The following is a 22971-nucleotide window of genomic DNA, read 5'->3' as shown; positions in this document are numbered from 1 at the left end:
CCCACTTTTGATCGGGTTAACCCACAGTTTTGCTGGCGTTTTCAGCCGCCACTTCAGCCTTGGTCTTGAGGTTTTTCAGTTCCTCACCGGCGCGTTCGATCTTGGTCCGCACGCTGTTCATTTCCTGGCGGCTGCGCTCCAGCAACTCTTTCGCCGAGCTATGCCCGCTGATCCCGCGTGCCAGCGCTACGCCGCCAATCGCCACCTGGATCAAACCGAAAAAGCCGCCACGGCGCAGGCCTTTGCCCATCATCACCACACCGCCAGCCAGGGAGCCGATGCGTTCCCAGCCCTGGACGTTTTGCGTGGGTTGGGGCTCGAACGGGGTGGACCGGATAACGGGTCGCAGGGTTTTGCTGTCGCTCATGATCTGTCTCCAACAAGGGCTGATTGATATGCAGCTGACTGCACACAGGCCGCGGATGTTCCCAAAAAATCAGTATTTGGGGCCCGAACGGGTGTTGTTGCCCTTGGCCAGACGGTCGTAAAGCACCACGTTGACGGTGGCGGCGAGGTTCATGCAACCGGTGGTCGGGATGTAGATCACGTCTTCACACCAGTCGCGAATCTCTTTGTCGAGGGAGCCGTCTTCCGGACCGAAGATATACAGCGCACGGTCCGGATGGGTGTATTCGGGGAGAGGGCGGGCGCCTTCCACCAGCTCGACGGCGACGGGGATGCAGCCCAGGGGCAGGATCTTTTTCAGGTCGTCGATACCGATCAGCGGAATGTCGTGGTGGACCTTCTTGGTGTCGGTAATAAAGTCCCGGGCCCGCTCATAGCGCTTGCCGGTGTAGAACACCGAGGCCACGCCGTAGCAGCCGGCGGCGCGCATCACCGAGCCGACGTTTTCGGGGGATTTGGGGTTGTACAGACCGATGCAGCTGTAGCGTTTATTGCCCACGGGAGAGGGTGCCTTCGAGAAAAACCGCGATTATACGGCCTCGGGCTAATGCATTGCTTGGGCGATCGCTATCGCGGGCAAGCCCGGCTCCCACATTTGGAATGCAATCCCTTGTGGGAGCCGGGCTTGCCCGCGATGAGGCCGTCACATTCAGCGAAGATACTCAGTCGTCTTTCTTCATCAACCCGGCCAACGCCGCAAACGGGTTGTGCGTCGCCTTGGCGATCGTCGGGCTGCTGGTGGAGCCTTCGCCGAAATACTGCTGGTCGGTATAACGCGAGTGTTCGTTGTCGTGGCAATACAGGCACAGCAACTCCCAGTTGGAGCCGTCCTGGGGGTTGTCGTCATGGTTGTGGTTGCGGTGGTGCACGGTCAGTTCGCTCAGGCGCTTGCCGGCGAATTCACGGGCGCAGCGGCCACACACGTGGGGGTACATCTTCAGGGCTTTGTCGCGGTAGCCCATTTCCCGGTCGCGCTGGGCATCGGCGAGGATGCGATCCAGCTTGGCGGTGTGGGAGGGCGGGTTGGTCGAGCTCATCATGGCTCCTGTCTTTTAGTGGATCACGGATAGCGTTGATTCTAGCTGCTTGCGGGCTAATAAACCTCCGGCTTTTTCAGGCGCGGTCATGCCGGTGAGGGGGATTGTTTGTAGTATCGACGAACTGAATTCATAAGGAGCGGTACTCATGCGGATGCATTCATGGTTGTGGGCGCTGCTGTTGTGCGCCGTCAGTGTTCAGGTCCAGGCGTTTTCCACGCCCCAGCCAGGCCAGGTGATCGATGTGGCGCTGGAGCAGCTCCACCCGACCCAGGCCGTCATCGGTTTTGATCAGATCCATTACAAGCTGGGGGTATTTGCCGAGTCGCCCAAAAAAGTGTTCGACGAATACTGTGAAACCAACGGCCAGGGCGGTGTCGACAAGGTGCCTGAAGATGCCGATCTGCATAAGCCGGGCAGCTTCACCTGCAAAGACCCGGTAGGCGCTCACCCGGCGGATATGAAAACCGTGGTGGTCGGTCCCGCTGGCCAGTTGTACCTCACCGACGGCCACCACTCGTTCAGTACCTTGTGGGAGCAGCCAGGTGCCGGCGCCAAACTGAAGATGTGGGTGCGGGTCACCGATAACTTCAGCGACAGTCCCGACCTGGCGACTTTCTGGAAACGCATGGAGCAGGGCCGCAAGGTCTGGCTCAAGGACGGCCAGGGCAAGACCATCACACCTGAGCAAATTCCGGCACACCTGGGCTTCAAGGACCTCGGCGACGATATGTTCCGCAGCCTGGTTTACTTCTCCCGCAAGGCGTCCTACGGCAAGCCGACCTCTGGTGAGGTGGTGCCGGAATTCCTGGAGTTTTACTGGGGAGGGTGGTTGCGCACGCAGATTGACCTCGGCGCGTTCAACCTGAACAAGCAAGGCGGGTATGAAAAGGCAATCGAGGCGGTAGCCAAGCGCATGGTCAGCCTGGCGCCCGAGGCACCGGTAGGAGACAGCGGCTTCAGCGCCCGGCAGTTGGGCGGCTTCACGTCACTTGACCGCAAAGAACTGAACGATACGTTCAAGAAGAAAGTGCCCTACGTTATCGACAGTAGAAGTAACTAAGTGACGAACCGGCAGGGGCGGCCTTGTGCTGTTTCTGTCGGGCGTATAACGGCTGAATATACAGTAAAGATCCGGCAGATATCGATTTAAATGCCGTGGGGCATTTAATTGGCTTCAGGGTGATAAAGTGTTGGACTAACTTTGCCAGTTTGTTTAATGTGGCGCCTCTTGGCCTACTGCCGTTAGTGTGTTCTGTGGTGGCGTCAGGTAGTCAATACGTCAGGTCTTTCCTGGCGACTGTCAGTTTCCCGCAAGCCGGGCTTTCCTTTCACGATATCAACCGCCGTGGTTGACGTTGTGGCGTTTCAAATCAGAAGCGCTCATCCAGAGCGTACTGCTTCCAATAACCGAAGTCGGGTGGTTGAAGTGTCTGATGATCGTCGTGCAAATAATAAAAAATCAACGCGTTACCCTGTTGTTATAACTTGAAGATTCGGGATAGGTGTCCTGTGCAAGTTGTAAGTTTATGGTGCCCGTTAATAAACTTCTGATGTTCATCTCACTGACATTCACACTGCGTGAATGCAACGGCCTGCTTCAATTGAATGCATGCAATTTTTTGTAGAGGCTGTTGTGTCTAAAGTCGTTGTTCTGGCGGTTTCCGCTTCCTTCCTGTTTGGTGTGCTGTATTTATTTACCTCCCTTCTTGAACCCTTGAATGGCCAGCAGATATTTGGCTGGCGAATGCTCATCTCCTTGCCCTTCATGACGTTGCTGCTGTGCCTGTCCGGGGATTGGAAGTGGGTGCCGTTGATCTACAAGCGTCTGCGGGAGAAACCCGCGTTGCTGCCTTGTGTCGTGCTCACCAGTGCCCTGGTGGGTGTGCAGTTGTGGATCTTCATGTGGGCGCCCCTCAATGGCCACGGCCTGGATGTGTCGCTGGGCTATTTCCTGTTACCGCTGACCATGGTCATCACCGGGCGCATCGTTTACGGCGAACGCCTTTCCCATCTGCAAAAAATTGCCGCTGCGCTGGCGGCGGTGGGCGTGGCCAACGAGCTGTATCGCACGGGCGGGTTCTCCTGGACCACCCTGGTGGTGTGCGTCGGTTATCCGCTGTATTTCGTGCTGCGCAGGCGTTGTGGCACCGGCAACCTCGGCGGGCTGTGGCTGGACATGATGCTGATGATTCCGGTCGCGCTGTGGTTCGTCCTCGGTAGTGAGCCCATCAACGAGACCCTGGCGCAGCGCCCGGCGCTCTATTGGCTGGTGCCACTCATGGGGTTGGTCAGCGCGGCGGCGGGTTATTCCTACATCCTGGCCAGCCGGCTGTTGCCGTTCAGCCTGTTCGGTTTGCTCAGTTACGCAGAGCCGGTGCTGCTGGTGGCCGTGTCGCTGATGCTGGGAGACGCCCTCAAACCGGGCCAATGGATGACCTACCTGCCGATCTGGCTGGCCGTGGTGGTGTTGGTGCTGGAAGGCTTGAGGCATTTGAATCGACTGCGCCGGTCGATCTGACCTACGACCCGCGCAGTGAATTCAGGCGGCTGTTTCAGCCCTTGAGTTTCTCGGCAATCCAGATGGTATGCCGCGTGCCCTTGTTGCCATGGGCAAACACCTGCACTTCCTCGGCCTTGAAGCCGGCCTTGCGCAGTTTGTCGCTGAACTGCTTGTCGGCGCTGGCCGACCATACCGCCAGCACGCCCTTGGGCCGTAGCGCCTTGGCGCAGGCGCTTAGGCCACCGGCGGAATACAGCCAGCTGTTGGCTTTTTGCGTCAGGCCTTCGGGGCCGTTGTCGACGTCCAGCATGATTGCGTCAAACCCCTGGGGCTCGGCCTGCAGCACCTTGGCCACGTCTTCCATACGGATCACGGTGCGCGGGTCCAGCAGCGGGCGGCCGGACTTTTCCCCCAGGGGCCCGCGATTCCACTCGACCACGCCGGGCACCAGCTCGGCAACCACCACTTCGGCAGTCTTGCCCAAATGCTTGAGCGCTGCCGCCAGGGTAAAACCCATGCCCAGGCCGCCAATCAACACCCTGGAGCCGGGCCGACCGGCGACTTTGCGGCACGGAATCTCCGCCAGCGCATCCTCGGAACCGTGCATGCGCGTGTTCATCAACTGGCCACCGTCACCGCCCTGAATCTTGATGACAAAATCCTCACCGTACTCGAACAGGCACAAGGCACCGCCGTTGTCGGGGATCGGGGTGGTGTCCAGCAGAACGAAACGTTTCATGGAAATCTCATTGGGAAGGGCATTCTTGCGCGGTTGGGAGTAGCCTTACGACTTTACGGTCAGGCCATGGAGCCATCGATGAAGTGCAGCATTCTAACGGTCATTGTGTGGAGCGCGCTCGCCCTTGGCGGTGTGGCCCAGGCTCAGGAGTCGCAAACCGTGCCGATTACCCCCGCGCCCACGGCGGGTTCACCGGGTACTGCAACGCCCACGCCTTACCCGCAAGTCACGCCACCGGCAACGCCAAAGGCGGCCGGCAGCGGTGAGCCATTGTTGGCGCCGATCGTGCTGCCCGCGCCGCCGAAGGACCAGACGATCCCCGGCTTGCAGCAAAACGACATCAAGCCCAAGACCCCAGGCGGCTAAAACTGCTGGGACAGCAATTGCCCGTCCGCCATGCGCAGGCGCCTGGACAGGGCGATAGCAATCGCACGAATGATCTTGGCCGCGATTTTCGGTGCATCGTTGAGCATCTTTTCCAGGGAATCCTTGCCCAGGTTCAACAGCACGCAATCGCTGGCCGCCACACAGCTGGCGGAGCGGCGCTCGCCGTCCAGCACAGCCATCTCGCCAAAGGTCCGCCCGCTGCGCAAGGTGGCGATAGTCAGGCGCTGGCCTGCATGGTTGGTCTTCTGCACCGCCACCTGGCCTGAGTGAATGATGCACATGAAGGTGCCCGCGTCGCCCTCGAGGAAAATCACCTCATCGCGGGCGATGCTGCTGATGTTGAAATAGCCCGCCGCTACGTGGAAGTCTTCCGGCAGCAACGGGTCGAACAGGCCGCAATCCATCAGCATGTCGCGGATTTCGTTATTGAGTAAGGTCGGTTCTGGCATGAGGCTTACAGTCTTTGTCCATAAATCGTGCAGGGCGCGCCCGGCGGTCAAGTGTTCAGACCGGCCCGCCAGGCGGAGTTCCTTAAATCAGCCCCAGCGCCTTGAAAACAAATGCATATTCGAGTGCTACGTCACGTAATCCCTGGTAACGACCACTCATGCCGCCGTGGCCGGCGCCCAGCTCGGTCTTGAGCAGCAACAGGTTGTCGTCGGTCCTGGTGTCGCGCAGCTTGGCCACCCACTTCGCCGCTTCCCAATACTGCACGCGGCTGTCGTTGTAGCCGGCGATCACCAGCGTGGCCGGATAGGCCTGGGCGCTGACGTTTTCGTACGGTGCGTACGCCTTGATCCGCTCATACACCTCGGGCTCCTGCGGGTTGCCCCATTCGTCGTACTCGGTGATGGTCAGCGGCAACTCGGGGTCGAGCATGGTGTTGAGCACATCGACGAACGGCACTTCGGCAATCGCCGCCTGGAACAGCTCCGGGCGTTGATTGAGCACCGCGCCGATCAACAGGCCACCGGCGCTGCCGCCGCTGATGGCCAGTTGCTTGGAGGTGGTCAGGCCCTGGGCGATCAAGTGTTGGGCGCAGGCGATAAAGTCGCTGAAGGTGTTTTGCTTGTGCTCCTGCTTGCCGCCGCGATACCAGGCCTCACCCAGTTCGCCGCCGCCGCGTACATGGGCAATGGCGAAGGCCACGCCACGGTCCAGCAGGCTCAGGCGGGCGTGGGAGAACCACGGGTCGAGGCTGTGGCCGTAGGCGCCGTAGCCGTACAGATACAGGGGCGTCGGCTTACCCAACTGGTCGCGTCGGACGACAAGACTGATCGGCACCTGAGTGCCATCGGCCGACGTTGCCCACAGGCGTTGGCTGACGTAGTCGTCGGCGTTGAACACGCCCAGCACCGGGGTTTCCTTGAGCACTTGTTGTGCGCCGCCGGCCAGTTCCAGCTGACGAACCTGGGCCGGGCGGTTCAGGGCCTCATAGCGCAGGCGGATCTTGTCGCTGGCAAATTCCAGGCTGTTTTGCACATAGAGGCTGTAGGCCGCGTCCGGTAACTCCACGCGATAAGCGGCTTGCCCCTGTGGGTGCACTTCGATGATCGGCAGGCCGCCGATCCGCAGGCTCAGGGTCATGGCCCGGGCATTGAGGCTTACGCCATCGAGCATTACCGCGTCGTCGTGGGGGATCAGGTTCAGCCAGTCGTCCTGGGTCGGCACACTGCCGGTGTCGGCCGCCTGGAACAGCGCAAAGTTGATGCCGTCACGGTTGCTGCGGATAAACCAGGTCCACTGGTCGTCCAGCTTGCCGTGGTCGACGTCATATTCATGGCCTTCGACCCGTGGCGCCATGCAGGTAAACGCCTGCTGCGGCTTTTCGGCGTCCAGGGCCCAGATCTCGCTGGTGGTCTTGCTGCCCAGGGCCAGCAGCAACTGACGCTCGGAGCTGGAGCGGTAGCAGTGCAGGAAGAAACGTCCGTCAGGCTCGTGGAACACTTCTTCGGCGGCAGTGCCGTCCAGGCGATAGCGATACAGCTTGTGCGGGCGATGGGTGTCGTCCAGTTCGGTGAAGAACAGGGTCAGGCTGTCGTTGGCCCAGGTCATGCTGCCATCGCAGTCTTCAAACTCCAGTTCGCTGACCTTGCCGGTGGCCAATTCCTTCACGTAGAGGGTGTAGATCTCTTCGCCGCTGGTATCCAGGCTGTAGGCCAGGCGCTGGTGGTCCGGGCTGATGCTGAAGGCGCCGAGGGAGAAAAAGCCGCCATTGGCCAGTACGTTCGGGTCCAGCAGCAGCTCTTCCGCGCTTTCGTCGACCTGTTGGCTGTCGTCCGCCGGGCGCGGGCAGCGGTAGTGGCGGGCGTATTCGTCGCCGGCGGTGGTGCGGGTGTAATACAGGTACGGGCCCCAGGGCGAGGGCAAGGACAGGTCGGTTTCGAGAATGCGGCCCTTGATCTCCTCGAACAGGGTCTCGCGCAGCGCCTGCTGGTCGGACAATTGTGCTTCTTGCCAGGCATTTTCCGCCTTGAGGTAATCGAGCACCTCGGCGCTGTCACGCGCTTGCAGCCAGGCATACGGGTCGGTGCCTGGGGCCTTGCGGGCGATCGGGGCGGCAGTGATGTGGGTCGATGGGGGCATGGATCACTCTCTGTCTGGCGGTTGGCCGACGGCATTGCAGCCTCGGCACTGAAAAGCCGTTATCATAGCGGCCTGTTTGCCTACCTTGCCATGGACACCATGACCGAGAACGACTATCTGATCGCTTGGGGCCTCTACGCCTTCGCAGCCCTGGGTTGCCTGTTGGTGTGGTTTGCCATGACCCGCTGGATGTGGCGCTGGCTGCGCGAGCCACTGCGGTTGCTGGTGGCGGTGCTGCTGTTCAGCCCGACCATCGTCGATCCGGTGAAGACCCAGTTCGCCCCGGCCGTGGCCATCACCGCCCTGGACCTGGTGCTCAAGGTCGGCAACAACGCCTGGCGGGCGATTTCCGATCTGTTCATGTATTGCATGATCGCGTTCGGCGTGTACCTGGTGTTCGTGCTGATCCGCTGGCCCATCGAGCGTGCCGCCAGGGTTCGTCGTGAGCAGAAGGCCGCCGCTGCGGCAGCCGCTGCTGCCGAGCCGGAGGATGACGACGAACCCTTCGCCGATGAGCGTTACGGTCGCCCGGCACCTGTCAGCGGTATGCGGGTCGAACCGCGCCTTTAACGTTGTACGCCCTGTATCGAGAAGCCTGGCATGTGTGAATTATTGGGCATGAGTGCCAACGTACCGACCGATATCGTCTTCAGCTTCACCGGGCTGATGCAGCGCGGCGGACGTACCGGGCCCCACCGCGACGGTTGGGGCATCGCCTTCTACGAGGGCCGTGGCCTGCGGTTGTTCCAGGACCCGGCGGCCAGCAGCGAATCGGAAGTCGCGCTGCTGGTGCAGCGTTATCCCATCAAGAGTGAAGTGGTGATTGGCCATATCCGCCAGGCCAATGTGGGCAAGGTGTGCCTGTCCAATACCCATCCGTTCGTCCGTGAACTGTGGGGCCGTAACTGGTGCTTTGCGCATAACGGTCAACTGGCGGACTTCAACCCCCGCGCCACGTTCTACCGCCCGGTGGGCGATACCGACAGCGAAGCGGCGTTCTGCGATTTGCTCAACCGAGTCCGTGAAGCGTTCCCGGAACCGGTGGACATCGAACAGGTGCTGCCGGACCTGATCGCCGCCTGCAGCGAATACCGCAGCAAGGGCGTGTTCAACTGCCTGCTCAGCGACGGTGACTGGCTGTTCTGCTATTGCTCGACCAAGCTGGCACAGATCACCCGGCGTGCGCCATTTGGCCCCGCACGGTTGAAAGATGTCGACGTGATCGTCGATTTTCAGGCCGAAACCACCCCCAATGACGTGGTGACGGTAATTGCCACCGAACCCCTGACCGAAAACGAGACCTGGACCCGCTACGAACCGGGCCAGTGGAGCCTGTGGCGACGCGGCGAATGTGTCAGCCAAGGTAAAACGGAATAAGGACGTCGAATATGTTGCTCAGCTATTTGCGACTGGTGTTGTTTGCCGTGGGTCTGTTGGTCGGTGTGCAGGTGCCGGGGTTTATCAGCGACTACGCCAAGCGCGTCGAAGCCCACTTGATCGAAGCCCAGACCGGCTTGCGCGGCTTCGATGCCACGGCGCAACAGTTCTTCAACGGTGACTTGCAGGCGCTGGTGGCCCATTACCGTGCCAGTGACGACCCGGTGTTTCGCAGCGATGCCAACAGCCTGGGCACCTTGCTCGACCGCCAGGTAGCGCTGGATAAGCAGTTCCAGGCGATGCAGGGCCCGTGGTACATCCGCGCGCTGCAAGTGGCGGTGGCCGCCGACCCGGCGATTCGCCAGGAAACCTGGAACGGCTACAGCTACATGCTGTTGCTGACCCCGGAAGCCATGGGCTGGGGCCTGGGCGGGGCGATGTTGTTGTCGTTCGGCATCGAGTGCCTGTTCCGCCTGATCGACTGGGTGGTGTTGGGCGGCAAGCGCCTGCGCCAGAGCCGACCGATTGAAGAGCGGGACCTCAAGGGGCTTTAAAGGCTGACGCGGTCAAATTGTGGGAGCGAGCAAGCCCGCTCCCACAGTTTTAAATCGGTTCCTTCAGTGGCATGGGTTTGCTCAACACCATCAAGTCCTCGCCCACCTTCTGCGCATACTGCTGCACCACGCTCTGGCACAGCGCCACAATCTCCTCCACCAACTCCACGCCCACTCGCCACGACACCACCACCTGCAGGTTCGGCGGCCGTTGTTCCATGGGCAGCATGGTCAATTCACCTCGTGCCAGCTCTTCACTGACCAATACGGGCGGGAACGCACCAATCCCGAACCCGTCCCGCAGCAGGCGGGTGATCGCTGACACCGAGTTCACACAGTTCATCCGTGGGGCGGATACGCCGTTAGCCTGCATCAGGCTGAGCACGTCCTGGTGCGGACAGGAGTTTTTCGAGTAGGTGATGATGCGCTCCTGGGCCAGTTCGGCGAGGGACGCGTAGTCGCGGTTGTAGATCGAGTGGCTGGCGACGATCCAGCCCATGGGGTGGCTGGCCAGTTCCAGGCTGCGCAAGGTTTCCTGGCGCAGCAGGTCGGTTTGCAGGATCAGGTCGAGAAAGCCCTTTTGCAACTGATCGCTGAGGTTCAACGCGGTATCGGCGACCAACTCGATTTCTACCCGCGGAAAGTTGTCCGTCAGTTCTGCCACCAGCGCGCTCAGCCAAGTGTGAATCACCGTGTCCATCACTCCGATGCGGATACGCCCGACCTTGCTGCTGGTGGTTTCCAGGGACTGCTTGAGCCCTTGCATGGTCGCCATCATCTGCTCGGCATAATCGAGCACCTTCAAGCCTTCCGGCGTCAGGCTCACACCTCGGGAATCGCGCAGGAACAGCTTCACCCCCAACTCGCTTTCCAGCACGGCGATGCGGCTGGAGATCGAGGCCTGGGTGGTGAACAGCTTCTCTGCCGTGAGGCGAAAGCTCTTGAGCTTGGCCACCCAGACGAAGGTTTCGAGGAACTTCAAATTCATGGGATCAACTTTTCTTATGCATGGATTGTTTTTTATTAGTTGGACGCAGCGTGCCGCAACCGCCAAAAATCGAGCTGTCTCACGATAAGCGTCGTTGGGGCTCGGGACAACATCGTTGCGAGATCTTGGTAAAAGATCCCACACTACAAAAAAATAAAGCCTACAGGAGCCCTACCGTGAGCCGCCTGCTATTGAACTGCGACATCGGCGAAAGCTTTGGCAACTGGACCTTGGGTCTGGACGCCGAAGTCATGCCGTTCATTGATTGCGCCAACGTAGCCTGCGGTTTCCACGCCGGCGACCCGAGCATCATGCGCAAGACCGTCAGCCTGGCCTTCGAGCATGGCGTGCAGGTGGGCGCGCACCCGGCGTACCAGGACCTGCAGGGCTTCGGCCGCCGCTCCATGGCCTACACCCCGCAGGAAATCCAGGACCTGTTGCACTACCAGGTCGGCGCCCTCGACGGTATTTGCCGGGCCCAGGGCGGACGGGTCAGCTACGTCAAACCCCATGGCGCGATGTACAACGACATGATGGCCAAACCTGCGCAATTGCGTGCGGTGATCCAGGCCGTGGCGGCCTACGACGCCAGCCTGCCATTGATGCTGATGGCCACCCGCGACAACAGCGCCGCCCAGGCCCTGGGTGACGAATATGGCGTGACCCTGTGGTTCGAAGCCTTTGCCGACCGTGCCTACGACAGCGCCGGCCATCTGGTCTCCCGCCAGTTGCCGGGCGCGGTGCATCATGACCCGGAAAAGATCATCCAGCAGGCCTTGATCATCGCCCGGGGAGAACAGTTGGTCGCCAGTGATGGCAGTCCGTTGCACCTGCAAGCCAATACCTTGTGCGTGCATGGTGATAACGCTAGCTCAGTGGCTGCCGTGCAGCGCATCCGCGAGGCGTTGACCCCAGCATGAAGCCACGGATTGAAGTGGTGGCCATCGACTGCCTGATGGTGCGCCTGTTTGAGGTGATCGCCGAAGACAACATGCCCTGGATGCTCGCCGCCACCCGCCGTTTGCGCGAAGGTTTTGGCCCGGCGCTGGTGGACCTGGTGCCGTCCTACACGACCCTGATGGTGCACTACGACCTGCTGGCGCTGGACCCTGGCCAGGCACGGGCGTTGATCGACCAGGCGCTCAAGGAATTGCAGCCCGAACCCAAGGGCAGCGGGCAATGCCATGTGTTGCCGGTCTGGTATGACCTGAGTGTCGGCCCGGAGTTGGCGTTGCTGGCGCAGCGCAGTGGCCTGGCAGTGGAGGAGGTGATTCGCCGTCACAGCCAGCATGAGTACCAGGTATTCGCCTTGGGCTTCGCCCCGGGGTTTGCCTTTATGGGGCTGGTGGATGAACAGCTCGCGACACCGCGGCTCAACACCCCGCGCAAGCGGGTGGCGGCGGGCAGCGTGGGCATCGCCGAGCGGCAGACGGCGGCTTATCCGGTGGTCTCGCCAGGTGGCTGGAACCTGATCGGCCGCACACCGGCCAAGTTGTTTGACCGCGAACGCGACGGCTACAGTCTGATGCAGCCGGGGGACACCGTGCGTTACGAAGCGGTCAGCCATCGCGAATTCATCAACCTGGGTGGCGATGACACACCGTTGGAGGCCCAGGCATGAGCCGCTTGTTGATCGAGGCCAGCACCCCGCTCTGCTTGTTGCAGGACGCTGGACGTTTTGGCGTAAGGCACTTGGGCGTGACCCAGGGCGGCGCGCTGGATTGGGTGTCGATGTCGTGGGCCAATTGGTTGCTGGGCAATGCCCTGGATGCGCCGGTGGTGGAAATCACCTTGGGTGGCTTCACCGTGCAGGCCGAGGCCTATTGCCTGCTGGCGCTGGCCGGGGCGGACTTGGGCGCGTATGTCGACGAGCGCGCGATCAGCCCGGGGCGCAGCTTTATTCTGCAAAAGGGCCAGCGCTTGCGTTTTACCCAGCCATTCAGCGGTGCGCGGGCTTACCTGGCAGCGCCGGGCGGGTTTGATGCGCCGCAGGTGCTGGGCAGCTGCGCCACGGTGGGCCGTGAAGAACTGGGCGGGCTGGATGGCTTTGGCCGGTCACTGGCCGAAGGTGCGCAATTGACCTATTCGGGCGTGGGCGGTGCGATGCAGGTGTTGTCCGCCGGGCAATTGCCGAAGCTGGATTCCAAGGCGCCACTTGAGGTGATCCTCGGGGCGCAGATCGGTCAGTTTGGCGGGCAGAGTCTGTTTGATGTGTTCAACAGCGAGTGGACCCTCGACAGCCGTGCCGACCGCATGGGCATGCGCTTGCTGGGTACGCCGCTGGAATATCAGGGGCCGTCGCTGATCTCGGAAGGCATCCCGCTGGGGGCGATCCAGGTGCCGCCGGACGGGCAGCCGATTGTGTTGCTCAATGACCGGCAGACCATTGGCGGCTACCCACGATTGGGCGCGTTGACGCCATTGGCGTTGGCGCGGCTGGCGCAGTGCTTGCCGGGGGAGAAGGTGAGGTTGGCGCCGGTGGTGCAGGAAACGGCGCATCGCCAGCTAGTGGAGTATTTGCAGTACCTTGCCAGAAACTAAAGACCGCCGCAGGACAAATGTGGGAGCGGGCTTGCTCGCGAAGGCGGTGTATCAGCCAATATATTCGGTGACTGACACTGCGCTTTCGCGAGCAAGCCCGCTCCCACATTTGATCGTGGTTGTCTGGGAAACAACTTACTTCGACAAAAAGCGCATCCCTTCCTCAAGCCCACGCAACGTCAACGGAAACATCTGGTCCTCGATCAAATCCCGGACAATCCCGGTGGACGCCGTATAGCCCCAGGTATCTTTCGGGTAGGGATTAATCCAGATCAGCTTCTTGTACTTCTCCATGAACCGCTGCATCCACACATACCCGGGCTCTTCATTCCAGTGCTCGACGCTGCCGCCGGCCTGGGTGATTTCATACGGCGCCATGGCCGCATCGCCGATAAAGATCACTTTGTAGTCGGCACCGTACTTGTGCAGCAAATCCTGGGTCGAGGTGCGTTCCGAGCCCCGGCGCATGTTGTTCTTCCACACCGATTCATAAATGAAATTGTGGAAGTAGAAATACTCCAGGTGCTTGAACTCGGTCTTGCACGCCGAGAACAACTCTTCGCAAGTCTTCACATGGGCATCCATCGAGCCGCCGATGTCGAACAGCAGCAACAGCTTGATGGTGTTGCGCCGCTCCGGGCGCATCTGGATATTCAGCAGCCCGGCATCGCGGGCCGTATGGTCGATGGTGCCGTCAATGTCGAGCTCTTCCGCCGCACCCTGGCGTGCGAACTTGCGCAGGCGGCGCAGGGCGATCTTGATGTTGCGCGTGCCCAGTTCCACCGAGTCATCGAGGTTCTTGTACTCGCGCTGGTCCCAGACCTTGACCGCCTTGCCCTGGCGCTTGCCGGCATCCCCCACGCGTATGCCTTCGGGGTTGAAGCCGCCGGAGCCGAAGGGGCTGGTACCGCCGGTGCCGATCCACTTGTTGCCGCCGGCGTGGCGTTCTTTCTGTTCTTCGAGACGTTTCTTGAATTCTTCGATGAGCTTGTCGAGGCCGCCGAGGGACTGGATCTGTGCGCGTTCCTCGTCGGTCAGCGAGCGTTCGAATTCCTTGCGCAGCCAGTCTTCGGGGATCAGCGCCTGCAGGTGATCATCGAGTTTTTCCAGGCCATTGAAGTAGGCGCCGAAGGCCCGGTCGAACTTGTCGAAATGCCGTTCGTCCTTCACCAGGATCGCCCGGGCCAGGTAGTAGAACTCGTCCATGTCGGCGAAGGTCACGCGCTGTTTCAGCGCGTTGATCAGGTCCAGCAGCTCACGCACCGACACCGGCACCTTGGCTGCACGCATTTCATTGAACAGGTTGAGCAGCATGGCAATCGCCCTTATCGGTTACCGCGACGGCTCATGAACGCCAGGCGTTCCAGCAACTGCACGTCCTGCTCGTTCTTCACCAGGGCACCGGCCAGGGGCGGGATGGCCTTGGTGGGGTCGCGCTCGCGCAGCACCGCTTCGCCGATGTTGTCGGCCATCAGCAGTTTCAGCCAGTCCACCAGTTCGGAGGTGGACGGTTTTTTCTTCAGGCCCGGTACTTTGCGCACGTCAAAGAATACGTCGAGGGCTTCGCTGACCAGGTCTTTCTTGATGTCCGGGTAGTGCACGTCGACGATCTTTTGCAGGGTGGTGCGGTCCGGGAAGGCGATGTAGTGGAAGAAGCAGCGGCGCAGGAACGCGTCCGGCAGCTCTTTTTCGTTGTTGGAGGTAATGATGATGATCGGGCGCTTCTTGGCCTTGATGGTCTCGTCGATTTCGTAGACGTAGAACTCCATCTTGTCGAGTTCTTGCAGCAGGTCGTTGGGGAACTCGATGTCGGCCTTGTCGATTTCGTCGATCAGCAGGATGACCCGCTCCTCGGACTCGAAGGCTTCCCAGAGCTTGCCCTTTTTCAGGTAGTTGCGTACGTCGTGCACCTTGTCCACGCCCAGTTGCGAGTCTCGCAGGCGGCTCACCGCGTCGTACTCGTACAGGCCCTGGTGCGCCTTGGTGGTGGACTTGATGTGCCAGGTGATCAGCTTGGCGCCAAAGGATTCGGCCAGTTGCTCGGCGAGCATGGTCTTGCCGGTGCCCGGTTCGCCCTTGACCAGCAGTGGCCGCTCCAATGTGATGGCGGCGTTGACGGCCAGTTTCAGGTCATCGGTGGCAACGTAGGCCTGGGTGCCTTCGAACTTCATCTATCAATCCTCGAACGTGACGCCGAACGGTGCAGGACCGAAGCGGGCGAGTAATCAGCTTGGCCCGACTATACCGCGCAGCCCCGGCGACTGTGAACGCAGACGGGCTATTCAGTCTCTGAATGGGCAGTCACGTTGAAGATCAATCTGTCGAGGGCTTGGGTTGTTCATAGCGGGCGTTGAAGGCCTGGACAAAACCATTGCGCAAAATCTGCAAAAACGCCTGGAACGCGCTGATATCTTGCTGGTGCACGTTGCCGCTGAGCTCCACGCGGGTGGCGAACTGGTTTTTCTGCTGGTTCTTCAGCACGGTTTCGCTGACGCCAACCACCGCCTCCCAGATCGACCGGAAGATGCCCTTGTCCTTGTTCTCGACATCCTGCTGCCAGTTGAACACTTCGACATTGCGCAGCAAAGGCTTGATGTAGCCGGTCAACTGGCCTTTTTCGGCCTGGGCTTCCACCACCAGGTCGCCGTTGCCGGCATTGAAGTCGAACTTGCCGTAGGCCGAGGCGAAGTCATTCATGCGCTTGAGTTCGATATCCCGGGCCCGGAAGCGGAATTCGAAGTTTTCGAAATTGCTCAAGGGGTCGAACGTGGCGGTGGCTTCCAGCGGTGCCTGGCCCAGGAACAGCGCCTTGCCGTCGAAGCGCGCGTCGCGCTGGCCTTTGACATCCACCACGTTGGTCAGGTTGTAGAAGCTGGCGTTGACCTGGGTCGCGTACATATTGACCGGCGGTTTCGAACTGAAGTTATGGAACGCGATCTTGCCGTCGTTGATGCGCACCTCATTGAGGGTGATCGGCAACAGTTTGCTCAGTTGTGCCCGCCAGTCGGTGCCCTGACCGGTCTGGGACGCCTGTTTGTTGGTGCCGCCGTCGACGAAGTTCAGCTCCGGCTTGATGAACTGTGCCTCGGCCACCACTGCGTGGTCGTACCACAGCGAATGCCAGCTGACCGACAGGTCGATCACCGGTGCCTTGACGAACGGTACCGGCACCTTGCCGTCGACCTTGACGATCTGCAAGCCGTTGATCCGATAGGCGCCGCGCCACAGTGCGAGGTCGACATCGGTGACCTGGCCGCGGTAATCGCCCATGTCGGCGAGTTTGTCATTCAGGTAATTGCGCACCAGATAGGGCAGGGCGATATCCAGGACGACCAGCAGTACCACGACCCCGACGAGGGTCCAGAGCGGCCAACTGTAGCGACGTTTCATAGGAAAATTCTCCATCCGTGTAGGCGATTGACTGCTGGCGCCGCCGGACGTTCGCTTGACTGGACGCCTTGCAGCACGAGGCATACCCTTGGGGCCTTCCTGAAATTGCCTTAAGGACCCGTCATGAGCCGCATTTTTGCAGACAACGCGCACTCCATCGGTAACACGCCCCTGGTTCAGATCAACCGTATCGCGCCGCGTGGCGTGACTATCCTGGCCAAGATCGAAGGGCGTAACCCGGGGTATTCGGTGAAGTGCCGGATTGGCGCAAACATGATCTGGGATGCCGAAGGCAGCGGCAAACTCAAGCCGGGCATGACCATTGTCGAGCCAACTTCCGGCAACACCGGGATCGGCCTGGCATTTGTCGCCGCCGCCCGTGGTTACAAGCTGTTGCTGACCATGCCCGCCTCCATGAGCATCGAGCGCCGCAAGGTGCTCAAGGCCCTCGGCGCCGAACTGGTGTTGACCGAGCCGGCCAAGGGCATGAAGGGCGCGATTGAAAAAGCCGGCGAAATCCTTGCCAGCGACCCGGCCAGGTACTTTATGCCGGCCCAGTTCGAAAACCCGGCCAACCCGGCGATCCACGAGAAAACCACCGGTCCGGAAATCTGGAATGACACTGATGGCGCGGTGGACGTGCTGGTAGCGGGCGTGGGCACTGGCGGCACCATCACCGGGGTGTCGCGCTATATCAAGAACATCCAGGGCAAGCCGATCCTGTCGGTGGCGGTGGAGCCGATCAGTTCGCCGGTGATTACCCAGGCGCTGGCCGGTGAAGAGATCAAGCCCAGCCCCCACAAGATCCAGGGTATCGGCGCCGGTTTTGTGCCGAAGAACCTCGACCTGTCGATGGTCGACCGGGTCGAGCTGGTCAGCGACGAAGAATCCAAGGCCATGGCGTTGCGCCTGATGCAGGAGGAGGGGATTCTGTGCGGTATCTCCTGCGGCGCGGCGATGGCCGTGGCGGTGCGACTGGCGGAGAAGCCGGAAATGCAGGGCAAGACCATCGTCGTGGTGCTGCCGGACTCCGGTGAACGCTACCTGTCGAGCATGCTGTTCGCCGATTTGTTCACCGATCAGGAAAACCAGGCTTGATTCAAATCAGCGCGATGGCGTGGCCCTTATGCATAATTGGCCCGTTATCGCGCACCGCTAGATGCTGATTGTTGGAGTGCGCGGGTTTTTCCCGAGGCCCGGAGTGTTTATCATGGCCGGCTGCTACGTCTGGTTTCCCCGTAACGGGAGGCTAATGGCCAGACGCCTATTTCCAGGAGTTGCTGCATGACCTTTTCTTTGGCCGCCAAACTGTCGGTGTTGCTGCTGTTTATCGGCAGCACGCTGTATGTGCATTTGCGTGGCAAGGCCCGTTTGCCGATGTTGCGTCAGTTCGTCAACCATTCAGCGCTGTTCGCCCCGTACAACGCCTTGATGTACATCTTCTCCGCCGTGCCGTCCAAGCCGTACCTGGACCGCAGCAAGTTCCCGGAGCTGGACGTGCTCAAGGACAACTGGGAAGTGATTCGCGAAGAGGCCATGCACCTGTTCGACGAGGGCTACATCCGCGCCGCGGAGAAGAACAACGACGCCGGTTTCGGCTCGTTCTTCAAGAAGGGCTGGAAGCGTTTCTACCTCAAGTGGTACGACAAACCGTTGCCGTCGGCTGAACTGCTGTGCCCGAAAACCGTGGCCCTGGTCAGCAGTATTCCCAACGTCAAGGGCGCGATGTTCGCCCTGTTGCCAGGTGGCAGCCACCTCAACCCGCATCGCGACCCGTTTGCCGGTTCGCTGCGTTATCACCTGGGGCTGTCCACGCCGAACTCCGACGACTGCCGTATTTTCGTCGACGGCCAGGTGTACGCCTGGCGCGACGGTGAAGATGTAATGTTCGACGAGACCTACGTGCACTGGGTGAAGAACGAAACCGAGCACACCCGGGTGATCCTGTTCTGCGACATCGAACGCCCGCTGAGCAACCGCCTGATGACCCGCATCAACCGTTGGGTCAGCGCGCAACTGGGGCGCGCCACCGCACCGCAGAACCTGGATGACGAACGCGTTGGCGGGATCAACCAGGCGTATGCCTGGAGCAAGCGCTTCAGCGACAGCTTCAGTGGCGTGGTCAAGCAGTGGAAGCGCAAGCATCCGAAGGCTTATCGCATCCTGCGGCCAGTGCTGGCGGTGGTGGTGCTGACGGCGCTGGGGTATTGGTTGTTTGGTTAAGGCTTTTGCTGGCACGAAAAAACCGCTCCGATGAGCGGTTTTTTTATGCGCTGGATTTGTGCGGGCGAAGTTATTGCAAAGCATGTCCCCAGCTGGTTATAGTCGGCCGCAGGTGTTTCCAGACACCTTGTTCATCCCTTCATAAAAGATCAGCACATGCCAGCTTCCCTGCGCATAGCGGTAGTCGATTCAGCGGTCAACGCTGCGGTCGTGCCGTGCGGGAGCCAGCAGCCTGCGCAGATCAGTCACTACCCCCCACCTGTCAGTAGCACGCCGGTGTACGCAGTCGTATCACCGCCGGGTGTTGGCATTTCGGGCTGATCAGCTGATGGCTGTTCCCCTGTGCCCGCCTGAAAAAACCTACTGAATTTCAGCTGTTGCTGAGTTGGCTTTTTGCCTGATCACAGGTGGTATCCATGTCTGTTCTTTCGAAACAATCCGTGGCCGCGGCGGCCTCGACGAGCCTGTTTGTCTTGCTGTGGAGCAGCGGGGCGATTTTCTCCAAATGGGGCCTGGCCCACGCTTCACCCTTTGCGTTTCTGCTGATCCGTTTCGCCATCGCCCTGGCGGGGTTGGTGATACTGGTACCGATCCTCAAGCTGAAGTTGCCGCGTCCCGGCAAGCCGATGCTTTACGCGGCGGCTACCGGGCTGGTGCTGTTGGGGGCCTACCAGATTTTCTATCTGCTGGCCCTGGACCTCAAAGTCACGCCCGGCATGATGGCAACCATCATGGGCGTGCAGCCGATCCTGACCGTGGTGTTGATGGAGCGCCGGCGCTCCTGGAGCCGGATGTTCGGCCTCGCGCTGGGATTGGCGGGGTTGATCATGGTGGTGTACCAGGGCATCGGGATGTCCGGCATGTCCCTGGCAGGCATGCTTTTTGGCCTGTTGGCCCTGGCCAGCATGACCTTTGGTTCGATCATGCAGAAGCGCATCACCGATAACCCGTTGGGCACGCTGCCTGTGCAATACCTGGCCGGCTTGCTGTTGTGCTCGGTGTTTGTGCCGTTCCAGCCGTTCCACTTTGAACACAACACCGGCTTTTTCGTGCCGGTGCTGTGGATGGGGCTGGTGGTGTCATTGCTGGCGACGCTGTTGCTGTACCGGCTGATTGCCCGGGGCAACCTGGTGAATGTCACCAGCTTGTTCTACCTGGTGCCCGCGGTGACGGCGGTGATGGACTACCTGATCTTCGGCAACAAGCTGGCAATGTTGAGCTTGCTGGGGATGGGCTTGATCATCGTCGGATTGGCTTTTGTGTTCCGTAAGGGCTGATAAACCCAATGCTGTAGGAGCCAAAAAGCTCCTACAGCTTGCTGGCCAATTTCCCCGGCCGAAGCACCAGCCACAACGCCCCCGCAATCAATAACCCGCCATACAGATGCGCCATGGACAACGGCTCATCCAGCAGCAACGCGCCCCACAACACCCCGAATGGCGGAATCATGAAGGTCACGGTCATCGACTTCACCGGGCCGATGGACGTCAGCAAGCGGAAGTACAGGATGTAGGCAAACGCCGTGCATACCAGCCCCAACCCCAGCAGCGACAACCATACAGGCCAGCCACCCCAGCTGACGGGTGGATGGCTGATGGCACTCCAGGCAAACAGCGGCAGCAGGAACAGCGTGGCCCCGAGCATGCTGCCCAAGGCTGCGAGACGACTGTCCAGCCCGCCCCGTTGATCGAGCCAACGCCGTGCCAAAAAGCCGGCAAAGCCATAGCAGGTGGTCGCCAACAGGCACGCCAGCGCACCCATCAGCAGTTCCATGTCGAAGGCCACCGGCCCGGCGCGGGTCAGGATGCCAACGCCGAACAGGCCCAGGCATACCCCGGCGATTTTCGACGGCGTGAGGCGCTCACTGAAGAACAACCCGCCAATCAGCACGCCCATCAGTGGCGTCGTGGCATTGAAGATCGCCGAGTAACCGGCCGGCAGCACTTGGGCCGCCACTGAATACATGGTCGCGGGAATGCCCGAGTTGATCACCCCGAGCAACAGGACTGTCTTGAACTTGCCCTGGAAATCCCAACTCACCCGCATCATGGCGAGGATCACCAGCAGGCCGGTGGCGGCAATCGACACCCGGAAAAACGCGGTAGGAAGGGTGCCGATTTCCGGCGCGATAATTCGCATGAACAAAAAACTCGCGCCCCAGATAGCGGCCAGCACCAACAGGTGCAGGGTGTCGACAGGTCTCACGGAGGAACTCCAGTTTGATAAGGGCGGAAGTGTTGCCCACCGACCTGTCTGACACAATCGCTAATACATGTTTTACAGCACGAAACGCGTCACCAAGCCATTGAGGTCCACCGCCAGCCGCGACAGTTCCTGGCTGGCCGCCGAGGTCTGGGTGGCACCGGCGGCGGTTTGCGTCGACAGGTCCCGGATGTTCACCAGGCTGCGGTCCACCTCACGAGCCACCAACGCTTGCTGCTCGGCGGCGCTGGCGATCACCAGGTTGCGCTGGCTGATCTGTGAGATTGCCGCCGTGATTTTCTCCAGTGCACTGCCGGCGCTGTTGGCCCGCTGCAAGGTCTGGCCGGCGTGTTCGGCGCTGCTGTTCAGGGCGCCGACGGTGTCCTGGGTGCCTTGCTGGATACCGTTGATCATCTGCTCGATTTCTTCGGTGGAGTCCTGGGTGCGTTGTGCCAGGGAGCGCACTTCGTCAGCCACCACGGCAAAACCACGACCGGCCTCGCCCGCGCGGGCCGCCTCAATCGCCGCGTTGAGTGCCAGCAGGTTGGTCTGCCCGGCAATCCCGCGAATCACTTCAAGCACCTTGCTGATGTCCTGGGCCTGCGCCGCCAGGCCCTCGGCCTTGGTCGAGGCACCGAGGACTTCGTCCACCAGGTTCTGGATCGAGCTGATGGTTTCGCTGATCTGGTAGTGACCGTGCTTGCTGTCTTCGTCGGAGGCCTTGGAGGCTTCGGCGCTGGAAACCGCATTGCCCGCCACTTCATCGACTGCCGCGCTCATCTGCGTCACGGCGGTGGCAGCCTGTTCGATCTCGTCGTTCTGCGCTTGCAGGCCGCGGGTGCTCTGCTCCATTACCGAACTCATCTCCTCCGCCGCCGAGGCCAACTGCTGCGACGATTCGCTGATGCCACGGATGGTTTCCTGCAGGTTGGCCTGCATGGTGGCCAGCGCGGTGAGCAGTTGCGCCGGCTCATCCTTGCCCTCCACGACGATCGGCCGGCTCAGATCGCCGGAGGCGATGGTGCGGGCCACTGTCAGTGCCTGGCCAATGGGCGCGGTGATGCTGCGGGTCAGCAGCCAGGCCAGCAGTAAAGTTGCCATCAGGGCGGTGACGATGATGGTGCCGACCACCCATTGGGCGCTGGTGTACATCTGCGCCGCCGATGTTGCGGCGTCTTCCACACCTTTTTGGTTGAAGGTGATCATGTCTTCCAGGCTTTTATTGAGGACCATGCCTTGGGGGGCGAGGCGGCTGTTGAGCAGGTCCATGGCGTTTTGCTGCTGGTCCTGGTCGACCAGTTGAATCATCTGGCCGACGATCGTCATATAGCTCGCAACGTTGGCTTTCAACTGTTTGAGCAGGTCGCGTTCCTGCTCGTTGCTCAGCAGGGTTTCGTGACGGTTCAGCAGTTCTTCAAGGTCGCCACGCTGGCGGGTGATCAGGTTTTTGCTGTTGTCACGCACCCGGGACTCATCGGTGGTGAGCAAGCGCAACGCTTCCAGACGGATGCTGGCGACGTAGGCGGCGCTGTCGTGAATGTTTTCAATACTCGGCATCCACGACTCTTCGATGATCAGTGCGCTTTCCCGCAGCTTGGCCATCTGGCCTAAACCAAACAGGCCGACCACGATCAACAGGCTGGCCAAAACCCCAAAACTCAGACTGGCGCGCAGGCCGATCCCCATATTCCTCAATGACATCTCAATGCTCCTTTGGCGGTTAGAACCTGTTCCCGGATCGGTCTTCTGACCTTGTTAGGTGGGAGAGGGCGCGCTATATAGCAAAGTGCCACTAGCTAGGGTAGTCAGGGTTTCCCTTACGTTGGATCCAATGGTCGAGAAGCCACCAGTACCGGAGCAGTAGAGCAAAGACTCTTATTTACCCCGGCTCGCACAGGCAGGCCACGTCACACAAGGCCTGTAGATGAAACGTTTGATGCGGGGAGGGTGACGCGCGGGTTTTTTGTTGACCGGTTAGTCGAATTAAATAAAGAGTAAATAAATGTACGAAATGAACAATCTTGTACAAGTCTGAATGA

24 protein-coding genes are annotated in these 22971 nt (G+C 60.6%); 12 read left to right on the top strand and 12 right to left on the bottom strand.

The window, feature by feature from the left end; genetic code table 11:
• Positions 1-16: 16 nt before the first annotated feature.
• From HX805_RS23010 to HX805_RS23000, 3 genes are all read right to left on the bottom strand, one after another.
• A complete protein-coding gene (locus HX805_RS23010) occupies positions 17-367 on the bottom strand; it encodes a DUF2892 domain-containing protein (protein WP_003210673.1) in 351 nt (116 codons plus the stop codon).
• Positions 368-436: 69 nt separating this feature from the next.
• Complete coding sequence (locus HX805_RS23005; protein WP_003210674.1) at positions 437-904, bottom strand: RNA methyltransferase; 468 nt, start codon at positions 902-904, stop codon at positions 437-439.
• 163 nt (positions 905-1067) lie between these two features.
• Positions 1068-1442 carry a YajD family HNH nuclease gene (locus HX805_RS23000; protein ID WP_003210675.1) on the bottom strand — a complete coding sequence of 125 codons (375 nt, stop codon included), beginning with the start codon at positions 1440-1442 and terminating at the stop codon, positions 1068-1070.
• Positions 1443-1590: 148 nt separating this feature from the next.
• On the opposite strand from HX805_RS23000, the gene HX805_RS22995 reads away from it, so the two are divergent.
• Positions 1591-2505, top strand: a complete 915-nt coding sequence (locus HX805_RS22995; RefSeq protein ID WP_177080160.1) for a ParB/Srx family N-terminal domain-containing protein — start codon at positions 1591-1593, stop codon at positions 2503-2505.
• Positions 2506-3078: 573 nt separating this feature from the next.
• Positions 3079-3963, top strand: a complete 885-nt coding sequence (rarD, locus tag HX805_RS22990; protein WP_177080159.1) for an EamA family transporter RarD — start codon at positions 3079-3081, stop codon at positions 3961-3963.
• Positions 3964-3997: 34 nt separating this feature from the next.
• Here the strand turns inward: rarD and HX805_RS22985 are convergent, their stop codons facing one another.
• Positions 3998-4684 carry a spermidine synthase gene (locus HX805_RS22985; protein ID WP_063032534.1) on the bottom strand — a complete coding sequence of 229 codons (687 nt, stop codon included), beginning with the start codon at positions 4682-4684 and terminating at the stop codon, positions 3998-4000.
• 78 nt (positions 4685-4762) lie between these two features.
• On the opposite strand from HX805_RS22985, the gene HX805_RS22980 reads away from it, so the two are divergent.
• Positions 4763-5050, top strand: coding sequence for a hypothetical protein (locus HX805_RS22980; RefSeq protein ID WP_003210679.1), 288 nt, complete (start codon positions 4763-4765; stop codon positions 5048-5050).
• Here the strand turns inward: HX805_RS22980 and HX805_RS22975 are convergent.
• Together HX805_RS22975 and HX805_RS22970 are read right to left on the bottom strand one after the other, a co-directional pair.
• Positions 5047-5520 (bottom strand): cyclic nucleotide-binding domain-containing protein, encoded by a 474-nt coding sequence (locus HX805_RS22975; protein WP_003210680.1) that lies wholly within the window; start codon positions 5518-5520, stop codon positions 5047-5049. The genes HX805_RS22980 and HX805_RS22975 overlap by 4 nt on opposite strands.
• A gap of 82 nt (positions 5521-5602) precedes the next feature.
• A complete protein-coding gene (locus HX805_RS22970) occupies positions 5603-7657 on the bottom strand; it encodes a S9 family peptidase (RefSeq protein WP_134325909.1) in 2055 nt (684 codons plus the stop codon).
• 21 nt (positions 7658-7678) lie between these two features.
• Here HX805_RS22970 and HX805_RS22965 point away from each other — a divergent pair, with 21 nt between their 5' ends.
• From HX805_RS22965 to HX805_RS22955, 3 genes are read left to right on the top strand one after another with little or no spacing between them, the layout of a single operon-like run.
• Positions 7679-8227 carry a hypothetical protein gene (locus HX805_RS22965; RefSeq protein WP_003210682.1) on the top strand — a complete coding sequence of 183 codons (549 nt, stop codon included), beginning with the start codon at positions 7679-7681 and terminating at the stop codon, positions 8225-8227.
• Positions 8228-8257: 30 nt separating this feature from the next.
• Positions 8258-9034, top strand: coding sequence for a class II glutamine amidotransferase (locus HX805_RS22960; protein ID WP_003210683.1), 777 nt, complete (start codon positions 8258-8260; stop codon positions 9032-9034).
• 11 nt (positions 9035-9045) lie between these two features.
• Positions 9046-9588, top strand: a complete 543-nt coding sequence (locus HX805_RS22955; protein WP_003210684.1) for a DUF2937 family protein — start codon at positions 9046-9048, stop codon at positions 9586-9588.
• A 49-nt stretch (positions 9589-9637) separates the two neighbouring features.
• On the opposite strand, the gene HX805_RS22950 is transcribed toward HX805_RS22955, so the two are convergent.
• Positions 9638-10576: a LysR family transcriptional regulator gene (locus HX805_RS22950; RefSeq protein ID WP_008437943.1), complete on the bottom strand. Its 939-nt coding sequence runs from the start codon at positions 10574-10576 to the stop codon at positions 9638-9640.
• 176 nt (positions 10577-10752) lie between these two features.
• Between HX805_RS22950 and HX805_RS22945 the strand changes: the two genes are divergently transcribed.
• From HX805_RS22945 to HX805_RS22935, 3 genes are read left to right on the top strand one after another with little or no spacing between them, the layout of a single operon-like run.
• On the top strand, positions 10753-11496 hold the full coding sequence (locus HX805_RS22945) for a 5-oxoprolinase subunit PxpA (protein WP_087692567.1): 744 nt from the start codon (positions 10753-10755) through the stop codon (positions 11494-11496).
• The gene (gene pxpB / locus HX805_RS22940) at positions 11493-12197 is read left to right on the top strand and encodes a 5-oxoprolinase subunit PxpB (RefSeq protein ID WP_177080158.1); all 705 of its coding nucleotides are present in this window, start codon (positions 11493-11495) and stop codon (positions 12195-12197) included. Before HX805_RS22945 ends, pxpB begins: the two co-directional genes overlap by 4 nt.
• On the top strand, positions 12194-13117 hold the full coding sequence (locus tag HX805_RS22935; RefSeq protein WP_177117331.1) for a biotin-dependent carboxyltransferase family protein: 924 nt from the start codon (positions 12194-12196) through the stop codon (positions 13115-13117). The genes pxpB and HX805_RS22935 overlap by 4 nt, the downstream gene beginning before the upstream one ends.
• 135 nt (positions 13118-13252) lie before the next feature.
• Here HX805_RS22935 and HX805_RS22930 read toward each other — a convergent pair whose 3' ends face one another.
• The 3 genes from HX805_RS22930 to HX805_RS22920 all read right to left on the bottom strand — a co-directional run bounded on the left by HX805_RS22930 (position 13253) and on the right by HX805_RS22920 (position 16507).
• Complete coding sequence (locus HX805_RS22930) at positions 13253-14431, bottom strand: VWA domain-containing protein (protein ID WP_003210689.1); 1179 nt, start codon at positions 14429-14431, stop codon at positions 13253-13255.
• An 11-nt stretch (positions 14432-14442) separates the two neighbouring features.
• Positions 14443-15288, bottom strand: coding sequence for a MoxR family ATPase (locus HX805_RS22925; RefSeq protein WP_003210690.1), 846 nt, complete (start codon positions 15286-15288; stop codon positions 14443-14445).
• 142 nt (positions 15289-15430) lie between these two features.
• A complete protein-coding gene (locus HX805_RS22920) occupies positions 15431-16507 on the bottom strand; it encodes a DUF748 domain-containing protein (RefSeq protein WP_008437961.1) in 1077 nt (358 codons plus the stop codon).
• Between the two features lie 123 nt (positions 16508-16630).
• On the opposite strand from HX805_RS22920, the gene cysK reads away from it, so the two are divergent.
• The 3 genes from cysK to HX805_RS22905 all read left to right on the top strand — a co-directional run bounded on the left by cysK (position 16631) and on the right by HX805_RS22905 (position 20007).
• Positions 16631-17605, top strand: a complete 975-nt coding sequence (gene cysK / locus HX805_RS22915) for a cysteine synthase A (RefSeq protein ID WP_102368330.1) — start codon at positions 16631-16633, stop codon at positions 17603-17605.
• 186 nt (positions 17606-17791) lie between these two features.
• Complete coding sequence (locus HX805_RS22910) at positions 17792-18730, top strand: aspartyl/asparaginyl beta-hydroxylase domain-containing protein (RefSeq protein WP_003210693.1); 939 nt, start codon at positions 17792-17794, stop codon at positions 18728-18730.
• Positions 18731-19146: 416 nt separating this feature from the next.
• A complete protein-coding gene (locus tag HX805_RS22905; RefSeq protein WP_023659095.1) occupies positions 19147-20007 on the top strand; it encodes a DMT family transporter in 861 nt (286 codons plus the stop codon).
• A 31-nt stretch (positions 20008-20038) separates the two neighbouring features.
• Here HX805_RS22905 and HX805_RS22900 read toward each other — a convergent pair whose 3' ends face one another.
• Both HX805_RS22900 and HX805_RS22895 read right to left on the bottom strand, forming a co-directional pair.
• Positions 20039-20935, bottom strand: coding sequence for a DMT family transporter (locus tag HX805_RS22900; protein ID WP_177117330.1), 897 nt, complete (start codon positions 20933-20935; stop codon positions 20039-20041).
• Positions 20936-21007: 72 nt separating this feature from the next.
• The gene (locus HX805_RS22895) at positions 21008-22618 is read right to left on the bottom strand and encodes a methyl-accepting chemotaxis protein (RefSeq protein WP_371316594.1); all 1611 of its coding nucleotides are present in this window, start codon (positions 22616-22618) and stop codon (positions 21008-21010) included.
• Positions 22619-22971: the final 353 nt, after the last annotated feature.

The organism is Pseudomonas sp. G5001 (assembly GCF_013385475.1).
Classification (GTDB): domain Bacteria; phylum Pseudomonadota; class Gammaproteobacteria; order Pseudomonadales; family Pseudomonadaceae; genus Aquipseudomonas.
This window is presented reverse-complemented; position numbering and strand designations above follow the sequence as displayed.

Coding starts and splice junctions, on each gene's coding strand:
- HX805_RS22925 (WP_003210690.1), bottom strand. CDS start 15,288: ATGAAGTTCGAAGGCACCCAGGCCTACGTTGCCACCGATGACCTGAAA.
- HX805_RS22995 (WP_177080160.1), top strand. CDS start 1,591: ATGCGGATGCATTCATGGTTGTGGGCGCTGCTGTTGTGCGCCGTCAGT.
- HX805_RS22930 (WP_003210689.1), bottom strand. CDS start 14,431: ATGCTGCTCAACCTGTTCAATGAAATGCGTGCAGCCAAGGTGCCGGTG.
- HX805_RS22905 (WP_023659095.1), top strand. CDS start 19,147: ATGTCTGTTCTTTCGAAACAATCCGTGGCCGCGGCGGCCTCGACGAGC.
- HX805_RS22960 (WP_003210683.1), top strand. CDS start 8,258: ATGTGTGAATTATTGGGCATGAGTGCCAACGTACCGACCGATATCGTC.
- HX805_RS23000 (WP_003210675.1), bottom strand. CDS start 1,442: ATGAGCTCGACCAACCCGCCCTCCCACACCGCCAAGCTGGATCGCATC.
- HX805_RS22910 (WP_003210693.1), top strand. CDS start 17,792: ATGACCTTTTCTTTGGCCGCCAAACTGTCGGTGTTGCTGCTGTTTATC.
- HX805_RS22895 (WP_371316594.1), bottom strand. CDS start 22,618: ATGGGGATCGGCCTGCGCGCCAGTCTGAGTTTTGGGGTTTTGGCCAGC.
- HX805_RS22950 (WP_008437943.1), bottom strand. CDS start 10,576: ATGAATTTGAAGTTCCTCGAAACCTTCGTCTGGGTGGCCAAGCTCAAG.
- HX805_RS22975 (WP_003210680.1), bottom strand. CDS start 5,520: ATGCCAGAACCGACCTTACTCAATAACGAAATCCGCGACATGCTGATG.
- pxpB (WP_177080158.1), top strand. CDS start 11,493: ATGAAGCCACGGATTGAAGTGGTGGCCATCGACTGCCTGATGGTGCGC.
- HX805_RS22935 (WP_177117331.1), top strand. CDS start 12,194: ATGAGCCGCTTGTTGATCGAGGCCAGCACCCCGCTCTGCTTGTTGCAG.
- cysK (WP_102368330.1), top strand. CDS start 16,631: ATGAGCCGCATTTTTGCAGACAACGCGCACTCCATCGGTAACACGCCC.
- HX805_RS22920 (WP_008437961.1), bottom strand. CDS start 16,507: ATGAAACGTCGCTACAGTTGGCCGCTCTGGACCCTCGTCGGGGTCGTG.
- HX805_RS22980 (WP_003210679.1), top strand. CDS start 4,763: ATGAAGTGCAGCATTCTAACGGTCATTGTGTGGAGCGCGCTCGCCCTT.
- HX805_RS22985 (WP_063032534.1), bottom strand. CDS start 4,684: ATGAAACGTTTCGTTCTGCTGGACACCACCCCGATCCCCGACAACGGC.
- HX805_RS22955 (WP_003210684.1), top strand. CDS start 9,046: ATGTTGCTCAGCTATTTGCGACTGGTGTTGTTTGCCGTGGGTCTGTTG.
- HX805_RS23010 (WP_003210673.1), bottom strand. CDS start 367: ATGAGCGACAGCAAAACCCTGCGACCCGTTATCCGGTCCACCCCGTTC.
- HX805_RS22970 (WP_134325909.1), bottom strand. CDS start 7,657: ATGCCCCCATCGACCCACATCACTGCCGCCCCGATCGCCCGCAAGGCC.